The sequence below is a fragment of the Duganella sp. GW821-FHT07F09 genome (assembly GCF_059418705.1).
On sequence record NZ_JBWKQJ010000014.1, the window covers coordinates 1 to 12,551 of the forward strand.

The window sequence follows — 12,551 nt, forward strand, 5'->3', positions numbered from 1 at the left end:
GGCGGCGAGTTGTTCAGCCCCGGCGCATATGCCAAGGGAGCCCAGTTGGGCATGGCGGGGCTGACCTCGCTGGCGCCTGTCGCCGACGCGATGTTATTTAATTATTTGGAACGTACCGGTGCGATTATGTACGCGGTTCCGCCTGGCCCAAGCATGGGAGGTGCAGCAGCGGGTACACTCGAACGTGGCAACATCAACGTAAATATCGCTGGTGGCGTTCCAGAGGGGTATGCCGGACACCATTTGATCGGTGTTGCTGAGGCGCAAAGTTATCCTGTAATGCAAACGGCTGCGGAGCTTGGATATGACATTAACCGAGGATCAAACGGAATAGCACTCCCGACTACAGTGGAGGAATCGCTAGCAAGCGGGTTACCACTTCACAATGGTAGACATTTAGGCGCCTATACTGATTTCGTCGACTCGCAACTAGGACGTTTGCAAAACCGCTATGATATGGGTTTGATTCCAGATGCGAAGCTTGGGACTGAGATTGGAAAAACGGAAGATGCAGTTCGTAAGGCATTGTTGGATAAAAAAATCCGTCTGCAAAATGCCGATCCACATTTTTAAAGGTGCAAAGAGATGCATTTAGTTTGGAAATCTGACTTTGAGAATGAGAAGGTCTACACACGGGCTACGATCCAAAACGCGAAAGCGTTGGCGGGCTTGCGTATTACTGCTTGTCATCCATTGGTTGGTAAGCTTCCGACGTTGAAACTTGATGTTACCTCGGATTATCCGCCGGCGGATTATTTTGAGACCGGGTCCCTCATGTTCGTCTCAGAGCGTTTGAAGGAAATGTTATCTAGCCACGTTGTGGAGGCAGAGTTCTTGCCGATTGAACTGATGAGGTATGGGCAGCGCTTGAATTTTGGCGCGTACTATTGTTTTAACTTGTTGGGGAAAGTCGATTGTTTCGACTATCAGAATTCCATTTATCAGAGTGATGGCGGTTTTGTAGACAAGATTCAGAAGCTGGTTATCGATGAGGCGAAGGGGGCGGGTTATGCCGTTTGCAGGTTGGATCGTTGCTTTGACATCATTACGGTTATCGACCAAAAGCTGGCCGACGCGATATTGCACGCTGGCTTTACCGGAGCGAGGTTTATCGCTCCAGCTGATTGGCGCTGGTAGATGGTCGCAGAGCGGTACACCTTAATTTATTTTTATCAAAACAGGAAGAATTCATGCAAAGATTTAAAACAATCGCCGTCCTCACCGTGGCCTTGATGTTGAGCGCGTGCGCGTCCACGCAACGGCTGAGTGAAGCAGATCGCGTCAGCACAAAGACCGTGGCCATCAGCAGCACGGTCCAGAAGGGCGACCTGTTTCTGCTCGCCCCCGGCGGCGCGAACATCGGCCTGATGTTCGGTGCGCTCGGCGGCGCTGCGGCATCGGGTTCCATTGCGAACGATAGAACTGCGTTTAGCAACTTCTTGCAAACCAATGGCGTATCGATCGACGCCATCGTGCGCGACGAGTTTGAAAAGGTACTGCGGGCCTCCGGCAAAGTGGCCATCGCCGCACCGGGCGACGCCGCGTTGCCTGTGCTGAAGCTCTCGATTCCCCAATATGGCTTTGGCGTGACGCACTTGATGAGCTCAAATGTCGTGCCGGTGTTGCATATCAAAGGTGAGTTGACGGACGGTGCGGGCAAAGTGCTCTGGACCGACACCGAAAGCATGTTGCCGTCCATCGCCAGCCCGATGGATTCCACGACCTGGCAGAAGCTGCATGATGATCCCAAACTGATCGAGACGGAATGGCGCAAGGCGGCACATTACCTCGCTCAGAAAGTGGTCAACACCCTTTAAAGTCGTGATCATGCCGACGCGGCCGGTGTCGGCATTGGCGCGGTTGGGCGGTTGGAAAGTTTTCCCTGCCTCGCTGGCAGCCGACGTTGCAGATGTGGCTCAAGAAATTGCAGTGTATTTTTCGCAGTGCGCGCTGCCGTTCTATCAGCGGTTTGCAGATCTCTCGGCAGTTGAAAATCTTGCAAATACTATTCCAATGGCTGATAGCGCTAAACTCGATCCGTACAGCGTCGGCGGACCTCTCGATCATCGAGCTATGCGCAGTCTTCTGTTGGCAAAAGCAGTTAATCCCGGGCGATATGCCCAAGTACGTGAAGCCTTCGTCACCTCTCCGAAGAAGACTTTGTTTCCACGGGATGTAGCAAATTCGGCCAACCCGAGTTTGTATTTCGTGTTGATGATGGATCTCTGGGGGAAGCAGATGCGTCGTGGTTCCGCTCTGCATTGGAGGAAATGGTCGCTGCTGGCGAACGATTCAAGTCTGGCGAGACACTTCTTCTCGGCCCAGTGCTTTTGAAACTTGAAGCGACCGAGGGCGGTAAGCTTCGAGTTTTTGAGCCAGACATGAAGTCGATGCCGTTCAAGTACGTTCCTTCTGTCGCCAAGACGATCAGAATTGTGCGGACGCAGCGCTATGCAGCCGATAGCCTGGGGGTAACGGATTCAATGCGATTTGCCCCTTTTCACCTTCCTCTCTTGGTCACCTCAAACGCACTCAAAGCTCCCTTGATGCTGATGATGCGGTCTCATGGTGTGGGTACCGGCTGGGTTTTATCCGATGCCCAAGGTGACGCCATCGACACCAAGGATTTACGCTCAATTTCTGTGTATGAGGCCGCACTCCAGCGCCCGGAAATTATGGACTTTCTCGCATTGCCTGATCAATTTTCGATTGTTGTGGCAAGCAGGCGGGAGTTTGAAATATTCAGGGATGGAGATCCAATAAAGCCGCTAGCGGGAAGCTATCTTGACCAATTGTCCAAGTAGCTGATATGCGGCGGTTGCGCTTCGCGCGCGAAGCCTAAACTTTTTCAGGGTTCGCTGGATAAGTTATCAGGCCACGGTTCCCCGGATGTATCGACTATTGCGTGCGTCAGGTGTTTCGAGACAGGCCCATGAAAGAACGGGCAAGGGCGCATCACAAGGCCAATCGCGCTCTGCCATATATCATCGATCACTGGAGTAATGATGCACAAAACCTACGGACTTAAGCGATGTGGCGAGGCTTCGAGCGGGCTGATAGAAGATGCCATGAAGCTATTTCGCGATACCGCATGGCATACTGAAAAGACCGCAAGGGGAGAGCATCAAAAGGCTATTTATAAGGTCAGCGAGTGTCTTTCCTGCAATATGCTGCGCGACCAGGTCGAGCATCCGCGCTTGAAGCAACTGGGCAGCGAAATGGCGAAGCAAGTGCTGGCCATGAACCTGGTGCCGGCCGATTGCATTCCGATCTACAGCGAATTGAACATCCTCTTACCGATGAGCTCCGTTGCTTGGCATCACGACAGGACAAAGAGACACGCGATGACCTATCGGGTCAGCCTGCCTTTGACGGACGAGCCGGACATCGATTACTGCTTTACTTCGTGGGCCGCCCACACGCCGGTTGGCGTAGGAGATTTTATTGCGTTGAACTATAGGGCGCGCGACATGCGGAGCTACAAAATGCAGCGGGGACATTTCCATCTCTTTAATAACCGGGTTCCACATGCCACGGTAAGTAAGAGTCAGAGGCTCCGTCCGATGCTTCTGGTCGATTTTGCACCGGCAGCGCAGGTGGAGCAGACGTATTTCAGCAGCATGGAGTTTGCACCCGTCTCCGCGGACGAACGTCTGCCGCTCCTCGAATGATACCTACCTATTTTGACTATGCCGGTCTTTTGCCGCGCGCGCCGATGGAGCTGTATTCCGTGCTCGCCTGGGAGTTTTCGCGCTGCCCGGTCGGTACCAAGACGTCATTTTTTCCGGAACAGGCCGAGCTCGATGGGCGACGCGGCGTGCACAATGATTCGGTCGTGGCACGCCTGAACGCAAGGGAGCTGAAAAATACTGCGGAGAACAGAACTTATCTGGAGTTGATCGACCCCGTCGGCTATCCCGCGCTCGACCGGCAACTTCAGTTAACCACCAATTTGAAGTACGAAAGCATGGGAGATGAAGTGGCCATGCCCACGCAGTGGGCGCGAAAGCATTTCCCGGAGACGTTGGCGTGGATAGAGCAGCTTCCGTTTGCCAGCATCGGGCGCATCATCCTGTGGGAAAGCTATCGCGGCAGCATCATCCCACTGCATCGCGATCTGCCGGCGGAATTCAATCCGATATTCAAGGGCACGCACCAGTTCATCTATTTCGACTTGTCGATGCGGCGCGGGCTGGAGCTCGGTTCCGGCGCGGACAAGCTGCGCATCGACTCGCCAGCTTTCATGTTCAATACGTCGGCGCTTCACGAGGCGCCCCCTTCGCCGGGCAGTGTACTTACCTTGCGCGTCGATGGGCGGTTGTCTGCGGACACGCCGAATCCGTGGAGGAACATGGCGGCAATCGATCAGCGCTCCAGCTTGAACACGCGCTGAAGAAACGCCCGCACGTCGCCTTCCGATTCCTTTGCGGCCGCCGGGTTGGAGCCGGTGGTGACGTCGCCGCGCGTGACGCAATTGCCTAGTTTTGCCGCGAAGGCCTTGTAGTCGCGGAAGGTCTCGCCACTGTCGACGAACTTGTATTGCCAACTGACCGGGTCGATTTCGCGTTCGGCGCAATGCTTGCCCGTCTCGGTCCGGTCGCTGTGCTTGAGGTATTGCACGGTGTTGTCGAAGTCGTGGTACGCGTTCTTGTAGACGTGTACCTCCACCTCCTGGCCCGCCTGTTGCATCGTCTGGGCGTAGTCAAGGCAGGGCTTGGCCGGCACATAGTCATCCTTCTCCCCCAACGCCATCATGATGGGCGCGCCGGTCATTGGCGAAGGCGTGCGCCAGTAGCGTAATCCACAGCCGGGATAAAACGCGATGTGCGCGGCGAAGCGTAAATCGCCGTCGATGACGCCTTCGCGAAAGCGGTTCACCGCTGTTTCCAGCGCGACGATCCCGCCGCGTGAAAAACCCATCACGCCGATGCGCTTGGGATCGATGCGCGGATCGGTGGCCAATAGTTTAAGCGCCGCCAGCGCGTCGGCGTCATTGGCCGACTGGTCCAGCTGCGACTGGTCCTCGTCGGTGCGGTCGATATTGCGCGGTTTGAAGGAGTCGACTTGAAACGTGGCGATGCCCATGCTGTTTAGCAGCGGCACCCACCGCTGCCCGTCCTTTTTCTGCACGCCGGCCGAGCCGTGGGCGATCACCATGGCCGGGTAGGGCGCTTTACTTGCAGGCAGCGATAGCGTCCCCCATATCACCGTTGGTGTCGGCGGATAGGTGCGATGCGCCAGTTGATAGCGGTTGGCCGGCGTGGCGCTGTTAAAGTGAATCAGGCCGTCCGGCTTGGCGGCGAGGCTATCGTAAATCCGTTGCGCCTGCGAGTGGGCGATCGGCAGCGACAGCAGCAGCGACAGTGATGTAAAACGGAGTTTTTTGCGCATCATTCGGATCATTCAAAGGTAAAACCATGACCTGCCTGATGCGGGCAGGGATGCGTATCGATCATGCCAGGCATGCGGCGGTCGTTGCACCGTAGTTGACCCGGTATTCATTGAGGAGTGTGGCCGAATGCCGTTGTGATCGTCAATAATCCGCCGTGGCTTACCAAAAGATTGTTATACTGTGTTTTTATACAGTATCAGAACATCGAGGCAAGCATGGAGTTGACGGACAAGCTGGAGATCCTGGCCGACGCGGCAAAGTACGACGCCTCCTGCGCCAGCAGCGGCGCGCCGAAGCGCAATTCGATTGGCAAGGATGGTTTCGGCGCGACCACCGGCATGGGCATCTGCCATAGCTATACGCCGGATGGGCGTTGTGTTTCCCTGCTGAAGATCCTGCTGACCAATTACTGCCTGTACGATTGCCAGTACTGCGTCAACCGCCGCACGTCGAACGTGCCGCGCGCCCGCTTCACGGTGGCCGAAGTGGTCAAGTTGACCACCGATTTCTATCTCCGCAATTACATCGACGGGCTGTTTCTCAGTTCCGGCATCATCCAGTCGGCCGATTACACGATGGAGCAGCTGGTGCAGGTGGCGCGCGAGTTGCGCGAGGTGCACCAGTTCCGTGGCTATATTCATCTGAAGACCATTCCCGACGCCGATCCGGCGCTGATCGCGGCGGCCGGCCGCTATGCGGACCGCCTGAGCGTCAATATCGAGCTGCCGACGCAGGACAGCGTGCAGAAGCTGGCGCCCGAAAAAAGTGTTCACACGATCAAGCTGGCGATGGGTTCCATCCGCCGCAAGCTCGATGAAAAGGCCGAGGAGCCCAAGTCGCCGCGCTTCGCGCCGGCCGGGCAAAGCACGCAGATGATCGTCGGTGCCGACGCCAGCGACGACCAGCAGATACTGACGACGGCGGAGACGCTGTACGGCAGTTACAAACTCAAACGCGTGTACTACTCGGCCTTCAGCCCGATTCCGCAGAGCCCGAAAAGCGTGCCTTTGGCGCCGCCGCCGATGCTGCGCGAGCATCGTCTGTACCAGGCTGATTTCCTGCTGCGCAGTTACGGCTTTCAGGTCAAGGAGCTGTTGCCGGCGACCGGCAACCTGGCGCTCGACATCGATCCCAAGCTGGCGTGGGCGCTGGAGCACCGCGAGCATTTTCCGATGGACCTGAACCGCGCGGAGCCGCATATGATCGCGCGCATCCCCGGCATCGGCTTGCGCAACGCCCAGCGGCTGATCGATCTGCGGCGGCTGCGGCAAATCCGTTACGCCGATCTGTCGCGGCTGCGCTGCAGTATGAAGAAGATTTCGCCCTTTATCATCACGGCCGACTATTTCCCGTCCAACGACGCCGGTCCGTCCGAGCATCTGCGCCGCGCCATGGCCGATGCGCCCCAGCAGATGAATTTGTGGCCGGAGCTGCAGGCGGCATGATGCGGCGGGTGGTCCAATCGTTCGACGAATGGCGCGACGCGGCACGCGAGCTAATCGCGCGCCACGTCGCGCCCGAATTCGTAGAATGGTTATCGCAGCCGGAAGATGGAGATTTGTTCTCCGCCGCGCCGGCGGAGGAAGCTGGCGCCACGCCCGAGACGAATTTCGCACCGCAAGCAACCCTGCGGCTGCCGCGCCAATTGATGGAGCTACTTGTCAGCGCCGCCTGTTTCAGCGCCCCGGACCGCTGGTCCTTTCTGTACAAGGTGGTGTGGCGCTGGCACCTGGGCGAGCGCGATGTGATCTCGCCGGCCGATCCCGATGGCGCGCGGCTGCACGGGATGGTCAAGGCGGTGCATCGGGAGGAGCATGACATGCACGCGTATGTACGTTTCCGCGAGCGCAAGGAGGAGGACGGCGCGCCGCGCTTCGTCGCCTGGTTCGAACCCACCCACGAGGTGCTGCCTCAGGTGGCGCGGCATTTCGCCCGTCGCATGGGCAACGTCACGTGGATGATCGCCACGCCGGCCGCCGCCGTGCTGTGGGACGGCGAGCAGCTGCACGAGGCGCCGTCGCTGATGCGCAGCGCCGCCGATATCGAGGACGCCGGCGAGGCGCTGTGGCTGACCTACTACCGCAGCATCTTCAACCCGGCGCGCCTGAACGCCGATTTGCTGCGCAGCCATATCCCTTCGCGTTTCTGGAAGAATCTGCCGGAAGGGGCGATCGTGCCGGCGATGGTCAGCGCGGCGGCCAACGGCGAGCGGCGCACCGGCCAGACCGGCACCGTGGGCCGGCGCGGCGGCGCGACCACGATCCCGATCGCCGCCGAACGCGCCCAGCCGCAGCGCGAGCAGCCGACCACGCTGGATCAATGCCGCCGCTGCGACCTGTGGGAAAACGCCACCAAGGCGGTGCCCGGCGTCGGACCGAAGCGGGCGCGCATCATGCTGGTCGGCGAGCAGCCGGGCGACCAGGAGGATTTGCAGGGACTGCCGTTCGTCGGCCCGGCCGGCGCGGTGCTGGAAAAAGCCATGGCGCAGGCGGGCATGGAGCGCGACGGTATCTACCTGACCAACGCCGTCAAACACTTCAAGTGGGAGCTGCGCGGCAAGCGCCGGCTGCACAAGACGCCGGCGCAAAAGGAAATCTCCGCCTGCCATCTGTGGCTGGAGGAGGAGTTGGCGCGCGTGCGCCCGGAGGTGGTGGTAGCGCTCGGCGGCACGGCGCTGAAGTCGGTGTTGCAGGACGGCAGCGTGACGATGAAGTCGGTGATGGACGCGCCGGTCCGGCATGATGGCCGCTGGGTGGTGACGGTGTACCACCCGTCGTATGTGCTGCGCGCGCCGGACGAGGCCACGCGCCGGCAGGCCTACGAGGTGATCGTCGAAGGCCTGCGCGAGGCGAAGCGCTTGCTCGGTGATTAGATCGGCGCCGCCGAGTTTTCGTTCAGGCGGATGAAGCCGACGATCAGCCGGTAGGCTTTCCAGATCCAGGCGCCGATCCACACCAGCCACGCGACCGGAATGCCGATGATGGTGACCGCCAGCAGGCCGCCAACGGCCATCCAGACCACGTACCACCAGAACGAGCGGATCATCCACGTGTGGTGGCTGTGGACGAACGTGCCTTCGGTGCCCGGACGTTGCACGTAGTTGATGATCAGCGGGATCACGGAGAACAAGCCCAACGAAAAGACGAAACTCACGGCGTGGACGACGTAGAGCCACCATGCGGTGGTCTTAGCGGAGCCGACCCGGCTATCCAGAACCAATTCCTGCGACATGGTATTTCCTTTAAAGTTGATGGACTTGATTGGGATTATAGCAACGTGATTTCGGCTTGGGCGTATAAATTGCGCCAAAATTCCCGGCGATGGCCGGCAAACGTGCGGCGCCGCACACTTGCCGGCCGGTGTTTCGGGTGTTACAGCGGCCGCACCGGGATGCAGATGTCGCACACCATCTGGCCGTTTTGAGGATTGGTCACGGTGTCTTGCCTGAACATTTCGAAGCACGGCCGGTCGTCGCACTGCAGGCCGCTTTCCGGTAGCCAGTTGCGCGTGAGCCAGGTCCAGGCATCGGCGATGCCGGCCGGCTGGCCTTCGAAGCGGGCCACGGCGTAGCGGCCGCCGGGCAGGGTGGCGATGTCGGCCGAGCCGCCGGCGTCGAAGTTGTCCGGCACCGCGACGCAGGCGTCATAGCGGCATTTGTCGGGCGGCGTGATGCTGGGATCGTCCAGGCCGACGCCGTAGCAGGGCTGCTGGCCGAGGCCGTGCGACTGTATCCATGGTGAAACTGTGGCGCGCCAGAAGGCGCCGATACCTGGCCCGTATGGTCCGATGTAGCGATGGTAGGCCACGCGCGCGGCGGGCAGGTCGATGATGCTGACGTTCATGTGGAAGTCTCCTCGGTCGTTGTTGGAGATGCCATCGTCGTCGATGCCGCGTTGCGGCGTCTGATCGAGCTTGCGGAGTACCTGATCCGGATTGCTGTCCGCAGGGCCGCCGCCGGTCGGCAGCGCTTGTGAGGCCAGGCGGCGGCGGGTGTCCAGACGCCATTCGGTGGGCGTGCAGCCGAACTTGAGCTTGAAGGCGCGCGAGAACGCTTCGCCCGAGCCGAAGCCCGTGGCCAGCGCCGTTTCCAGCACCGATACCGCCGGCTTGCAGCCGAGCTGAAAGGCTGCCTTCTCCAGCCGCCGCCGCCGCGCGTAGTCGCCCAGTGTTTCGCCCATCCACGCGGCGAACACGCGGTGGAAATGGTAAGGCGAGAAATTCGCCACCTCGGCCAGCTGCCGCAGGTCGAGCGGCTGGTCCAGGTGTTGGTCGATATAGTTGAGCACGCGGTTCATGCGCCGCGTGTATTCGGCGCGCGCGGAGGGGTGGGAAGTGTTGGTCATATGCTAATTATAGCAATGCGATGGCATTCCCTTCGCGGCTGGCGTAAAGTAGCCGCTTCCGTGTTTTTTTTCGAGTGTCGTCATGAGCAAGGCTGTTTCGGTGCTGTTCGTTTGCATGGGTAATATCTGCCGTTCGCCCACGGCGGAAGGCGTGTTCCGTCATCGCGTGGAGGCCGCCGGCCTGGGCGGGCGTTTCGTCATCGACTCGGCCGGCACCCACGGCTACCACGTCGGCGAACCGCCGGACACGCGCTCGATGGAGTTCGCCGCCAAGCGCGGCTACGACTTGTCGGCCCAGCGTTCGCGCAAGGTGGCGGCCGCGGACTTCGAAGCCTTCGACCATGTGCTGGCGATGGATCACGACAATTTGCGCCTGCTGGAGGCGGCCTGTCCGCCGCAACACCGGCATAAACTGGGCCTGCTCATGGCGCACGCCAGCCGGAGCGGATCGGATGTCGTTCCCGATCCATACTACGGCGGCGGGCGCGGTTTCGATCTGGTGCTCGACTATATCGAGGACGCCTCGGACGGCCTGATCGCGCGATTGCGGGCGAAGTAGCATGACGATCCTCACCGGCAACGGCCTTTGTCTGCGTCCGCTGCTGTTGGCGGACGCGCCGGCGTTGACGCGGGCCGCGCTGGAATCCGTATCGACCGTCGGCGTCTGGCTGCCGTGGTGCGACGCCGCCTTCACGCTGGCCGACGCCGAGCACTGGGTGCAAACCTGCGACAACGATCGCGCGGAGGGCAGCGCGTTCAGCGTGGGGATCTTCGACGCCGCCGACGACGGCTACCTCGGCGGCATCGGCATCAACCATATCAATCGGGAACATGATTTTGCCAACCTGGGTTTCTGGGTGCGGCAGTCGCGCCACGGAGAGGGCATCGCGCCGCGCGCGGCGCGCCTGATGGCCGCCTATGGCTTCGATAAACTCGGCTTGACGCGGCTGGAGATCGTCGCGGCCGAACAGAATGAGCGCAGCCGCAAGGTGGCAGGGAAGGCCGGCGCGCGCTTTGAAGGCATCCTGCACAACCGCCTGGTCATACGCGGCGTGGCGATACCGGCGGCGATGTATGCGCTGCTGCCGGGAGCGGGCAGCGGGACCGTCAATCCCAGGAAGCCGGATCGATGACGCCGACCGCTTGCAGCGCCGGCCGGCAGAACAGGTAGCCTTGCATCAGGTCGATGCCGGCGCCGCGCAGGCAATCGCGCTCGGCCGCGGTTTCTATGCCTTCGGCCAGCACCTTGATGTCGAGATCCCCGCAGATGGCGACGATGCCGCGCACGATGGCTTGTTTGGCCGCGTTGTTGTCGATGCCGCGCACCAGGTCCATGTCGATCTTGACGATATGCGGCTGGTATTCGGCCAGCAGGTTCAGGCCCGCGTAGCCGGCGCCGAAGTCGTCGATCGCGGTTTGAAAGCCGAAGCGCCGGTATTCCCTGAAGATGTCGACCAGGTGCGGGCGGTCCTGTATCTGCTCCCCCTCGGTCACTTCGAAGATGATGCGTTCGGTGGGGAAGTTGTATTGTTTGGCGGCGTCGAAGGTGCTGCGGATGCAGGCCTCGGGCCGGTACACGGCGTTCGGCAGGAAGTTTATCGACAGATAACCCTGCATATCGAGCTCGGCCGCGCCCTTGATCGCGGCCACGCGGCAGGCCTGGTCGAAGGCGTAGCGGTTCTCATCGTTCACCTGCGACAGCACCGACCACGCCGATTCGCCGTTCGGCCCCCTCACCAGCGCTTCGTGCGCGTAGATGGTGCGCGTGCTTAGCTCGACAATGGGTTGGTAGGCGAAGATGAAGTCGAACGGCAGCGGCCCGGCTTTTTTGCACTGCGCACAACCCGCCGGAGCGGGAGGTTTGCCATGTTCGTTCGGATGGTCGTCGGACATGGATCTGGTCAACTCCGGAAGAAATCAGGTTAGTAATGGCAGGATACCGTCCAATCCGACAAAGTTCAATGCCACATTCGCCTGTTCGCGCACCACCGGCTTGGCGCGGAACGCCACCGACATGCCCGAGATACCCATCATTTTAAGGTCGTTGGCGCCGTCGCCCATGACGATCGCCTGCGACGGCGCGATGCCCAACTCCGCGCACACGCGTTCGACGGTGCGCTTCTTTTCCTCGGCGTCGACGATGGTGCCGATCACCTTGCCGGTCAGCCTGCCGTCGACCACTTCCAGTTCGTTGGCGTTGGTGTAGTCGAGGCCCAGGCGCGTTTTCAGGCGCTCGGTGAAGAAGGTGAAGCCGCCCGACACCAGCAGCGTTTTCAGGCCGGCCTGTTGCACCGCCTTGAGCATGGTCTCGGCGCCCGGCGACAATTGCAGCCGTTCGTCGTAGACGCGCTCCAGCGCCGACGCGTCCAGCCCTTCAAGCAGCGCGACGCGGCGCTTGAGGCTCTCGGCGAAATCGAGTTCGCCGCGCATGGCCGCCTCGGTGATCTCGGACACTTGCGGCTTTAAACCCTGCATGTCGGCGATTTCGTCGATGCACTCGATGGTGATCAGCGTCGAATCCATATCCATGGCGACCAGTTTGAAATCGCTCATCTTGTGCATGCCGATCGAGTACGTGGCATCGAGTTGCGCCGCGTGGGCGGCCACCTCGATGGTCTGGCGCAGCGCCGGCGAGAAGGTGATGCCTTCGCAGCGCAGCGCGCGCTCGTTGATCCAGATGACGGTTTTCGGTGCGGTGAGGGCGGCGATGCGTTCGAGTCGGGCCTTGCAATCGTCGAGCCCCTGTAAAACCAGGTTCATGGTGTCTTGTGCGTTTTTCATAAAATTTAGCGTTGTTTGGGCTAATGCATCAACTT

The 12,551-nt window shown here is 60.3% G+C and carries 16 protein-coding genes; 11 read left to right on the plus strand and 5 right to left on the minus strand.

What is annotated here, in order from left to right; translation table 11 throughout:
* From AC07P1_RS28970 to AC07P1_RS29000, 7 genes are all read left to right on the plus strand, one after another.
* The coding region (locus AC07P1_RS28970) for an AHH domain-containing protein (protein WP_494699094.1) at window positions 1–573 on the plus strand (573 nt) is incomplete at its 5' end.
* 12 nt (window positions 574–585) lie between these two features.
* Complete coding sequence (locus tag AC07P1_RS28975) at window positions 586–1,137, plus strand: imm11 family protein (protein ID WP_494699095.1); 552 nt, start codon at window positions 586–588, stop codon at window positions 1,135–1,137.
* A 53-nt stretch (window positions 1,138–1,190) separates the two neighbouring features.
* Complete coding sequence (locus tag AC07P1_RS28980; protein ID WP_494699096.1) at window positions 1,191–1,817, plus strand: hypothetical protein; 627 nt, start codon at window positions 1,191–1,193, stop codon at window positions 1,815–1,817.
* A gap of 10 nt (window positions 1,818–1,827) precedes the next feature.
* Window positions 1,828–2,334, plus strand: coding sequence for a hypothetical protein (locus AC07P1_RS28985; RefSeq protein ID WP_494699097.1), 507 nt, complete (start codon window positions 1,828–1,830; stop codon window positions 2,332–2,334).
* Between the two features lie 47 nt (window positions 2,335–2,381).
* Window positions 2,382–2,804: a hypothetical protein gene (locus AC07P1_RS28990; RefSeq protein WP_494699098.1), complete on the plus strand. Its 423-nt coding sequence runs from the start codon at window positions 2,382–2,384 to the stop codon at window positions 2,802–2,804.
* A 201-nt stretch (window positions 2,805–3,005) separates the two neighbouring features.
* Window positions 3,006–3,671 (plus strand): hypothetical protein, encoded by a 666-nt coding sequence (locus tag AC07P1_RS28995; RefSeq protein WP_494699099.1) that lies wholly within the window; start codon window positions 3,006–3,008, stop codon window positions 3,669–3,671.
* Window positions 3,668–4,393, plus strand: coding sequence for a hypothetical protein (locus AC07P1_RS29000; RefSeq protein WP_494699100.1), 726 nt, complete (start codon window positions 3,668–3,670; stop codon window positions 4,391–4,393). The genes AC07P1_RS28995 and AC07P1_RS29000 overlap by 4 nt, the downstream gene beginning before the upstream one ends.
* On the opposite strand, the gene AC07P1_RS29005 is transcribed toward AC07P1_RS29000, so the two are convergent.
* A complete protein-coding gene (locus AC07P1_RS29005) occupies window positions 4,366–5,391 on the minus strand; it encodes a dienelactone hydrolase family protein (RefSeq protein ID WP_494699101.1) in 1,026 nt (341 codons plus the stop codon). The genes AC07P1_RS29000 and AC07P1_RS29005 overlap by 28 nt on opposite strands.
* A 216-nt stretch (window positions 5,392–5,607) precedes the next feature.
* Here AC07P1_RS29005 and AC07P1_RS29010 point away from each other — a divergent pair, with 216 nt between their 5' ends.
* Window positions 5,608–6,837 carry a putative DNA modification/repair radical SAM protein gene (locus AC07P1_RS29010; RefSeq protein ID WP_471705664.1) on the plus strand — a complete coding sequence of 410 codons (1,230 nt, stop codon included), beginning with the start codon at window positions 5,608–5,610 and terminating at the stop codon, window positions 6,835–6,837.
* On the plus strand, window positions 6,834–8,264 hold the full coding sequence (locus AC07P1_RS29015; protein WP_494699186.1) for a UdgX family uracil-DNA binding protein: 1,431 nt from the start codon (window positions 6,834–6,836) through the stop codon (window positions 8,262–8,264). Before AC07P1_RS29010 ends, AC07P1_RS29015 begins: the two co-directional genes overlap by 4 nt.
* Here AC07P1_RS29015 and AC07P1_RS29020 read toward each other — a convergent pair.
* Both AC07P1_RS29020 and AC07P1_RS29025 read right to left on the minus strand, forming a co-directional pair.
* Window positions 8,261–8,623 carry a DUF4870 family protein gene (locus AC07P1_RS29020; RefSeq protein ID WP_494699102.1) on the minus strand — a complete coding sequence of 121 codons (363 nt, stop codon included), beginning with the start codon at window positions 8,621–8,623 and terminating at the stop codon, window positions 8,261–8,263. The two genes, AC07P1_RS29015 and AC07P1_RS29020, sit on opposite strands and share 4 nt — an antisense overlap.
* A gap of 140 nt (window positions 8,624–8,763) precedes the next feature.
* Window positions 8,764–9,735: an AraC family transcriptional regulator gene (locus tag AC07P1_RS29025; RefSeq protein ID WP_494699103.1), complete on the minus strand. Its 972-nt coding sequence runs from the start codon at window positions 9,733–9,735 to the stop codon at window positions 8,764–8,766.
* Between the two features lie 82 nt (window positions 9,736–9,817).
* Between AC07P1_RS29025 and AC07P1_RS29030 the strand changes: the two genes are divergently transcribed.
* Both AC07P1_RS29030 and AC07P1_RS29035 read left to right on the plus strand, forming a co-directional pair.
* Window positions 9,818–10,294, plus strand: a complete 477-nt coding sequence (locus tag AC07P1_RS29030) for a low molecular weight protein-tyrosine-phosphatase (RefSeq protein ID WP_494699104.1) — start codon at window positions 9,818–9,820, stop codon at window positions 10,292–10,294.
* A gap of 1 nt (window position 10,295) precedes the next feature.
* A complete protein-coding gene (locus AC07P1_RS29035) occupies window positions 10,296–10,868 on the plus strand; it encodes a GNAT family N-acetyltransferase (RefSeq protein WP_494699105.1) in 573 nt (190 codons plus the stop codon).
* Here AC07P1_RS29035 and AC07P1_RS29040 read toward each other — a convergent pair.
* Window positions 10,843–11,628 carry an EAL domain-containing protein gene (locus tag AC07P1_RS29040; RefSeq protein ID WP_494699106.1) on the minus strand — a complete coding sequence of 262 codons (786 nt, stop codon included), beginning with the start codon at window positions 11,626–11,628 and terminating at the stop codon, window positions 10,843–10,845. The two genes, AC07P1_RS29035 and AC07P1_RS29040, sit on opposite strands and share 26 nt — an antisense overlap.
* A gap of 24 nt (window positions 11,629–11,652) precedes the next feature.
* Complete coding sequence (serB, locus tag AC07P1_RS29045) at window positions 11,653–12,495, minus strand: phosphoserine phosphatase SerB (protein WP_494699187.1); 843 nt, start codon at window positions 12,493–12,495, stop codon at window positions 11,653–11,655.
* Window positions 12,496–12,551: the final 56 nt, after the last annotated feature.

What these genes read in the sequence shown, in the direction of transcription:
- AC07P1_RS29000 (WP_494699100.1), top strand. Translation starts at nt 3,668, where the DNA reads ATGATACCTACCTATTTTGACTATGCCGGTCTTTTGCCGCGCGCGCCG.
- AC07P1_RS29025 (WP_494699103.1), bottom strand. Translation starts at nt 9,735, where the DNA reads ATGACCAACACTTCCCACCCCTCCGCGCGCGCCGAATACACGCGGCGC.
- AC07P1_RS29030 (WP_494699104.1), top strand. Translation starts at nt 9,818, where the DNA reads ATGAGCAAGGCTGTTTCGGTGCTGTTCGTTTGCATGGGTAATATCTGC.
- AC07P1_RS28985 (WP_494699097.1), top strand. Translation starts at nt 1,828, where the DNA reads ATGCCGACGCGGCCGGTGTCGGCATTGGCGCGGTTGGGCGGTTGGAAA.
- AC07P1_RS29005 (WP_494699101.1), bottom strand. Translation starts at nt 5,391, where the DNA reads ATGCGCAAAAAACTCCGTTTTACATCACTGTCGCTGCTGCTGTCGCTG.
- AC07P1_RS29040 (WP_494699106.1), bottom strand. Translation starts at nt 11,628, where the DNA reads ATGTCCGACGACCATCCGAACGAACATGGCAAACCTCCCGCTCCGGCG.
- AC07P1_RS29035 (WP_494699105.1), top strand. Translation starts at nt 10,296, where the DNA reads ATGACGATCCTCACCGGCAACGGCCTTTGTCTGCGTCCGCTGCTGTTG.
- serB (WP_494699187.1), bottom strand. Translation starts at nt 12,495, where the DNA reads ATGAACCTGGTTTTACAGGGGCTCGACGATTGCAAGGCCCGACTCGAA.
- AC07P1_RS29020 (WP_494699102.1), bottom strand. Translation starts at nt 8,623, where the DNA reads ATGTCGCAGGAATTGGTTCTGGATAGCCGGGTCGGCTCCGCTAAGACC.
- AC07P1_RS29015 (WP_494699186.1), top strand. Translation starts at nt 6,834, where the DNA reads ATGATGCGGCGGGTGGTCCAATCGTTCGACGAATGGCGCGACGCGGCA.
- AC07P1_RS28975 (WP_494699095.1), top strand. Translation starts at nt 586, where the DNA reads ATGCATTTAGTTTGGAAATCTGACTTTGAGAATGAGAAGGTCTACACA.
- AC07P1_RS28980 (WP_494699096.1), top strand. Translation starts at nt 1,191, where the DNA reads ATGCAAAGATTTAAAACAATCGCCGTCCTCACCGTGGCCTTGATGTTG.
- AC07P1_RS29010 (WP_471705664.1), top strand. Translation starts at nt 5,608, where the DNA reads ATGGAGTTGACGGACAAGCTGGAGATCCTGGCCGACGCGGCAAAGTAC.
- AC07P1_RS28990 (WP_494699098.1), top strand. Translation starts at nt 2,382, where the DNA reads ATGAAGTCGATGCCGTTCAAGTACGTTCCTTCTGTCGCCAAGACGATC.
- AC07P1_RS28995 (WP_494699099.1), top strand. Translation starts at nt 3,006, where the DNA reads ATGCACAAAACCTACGGACTTAAGCGATGTGGCGAGGCTTCGAGCGGG.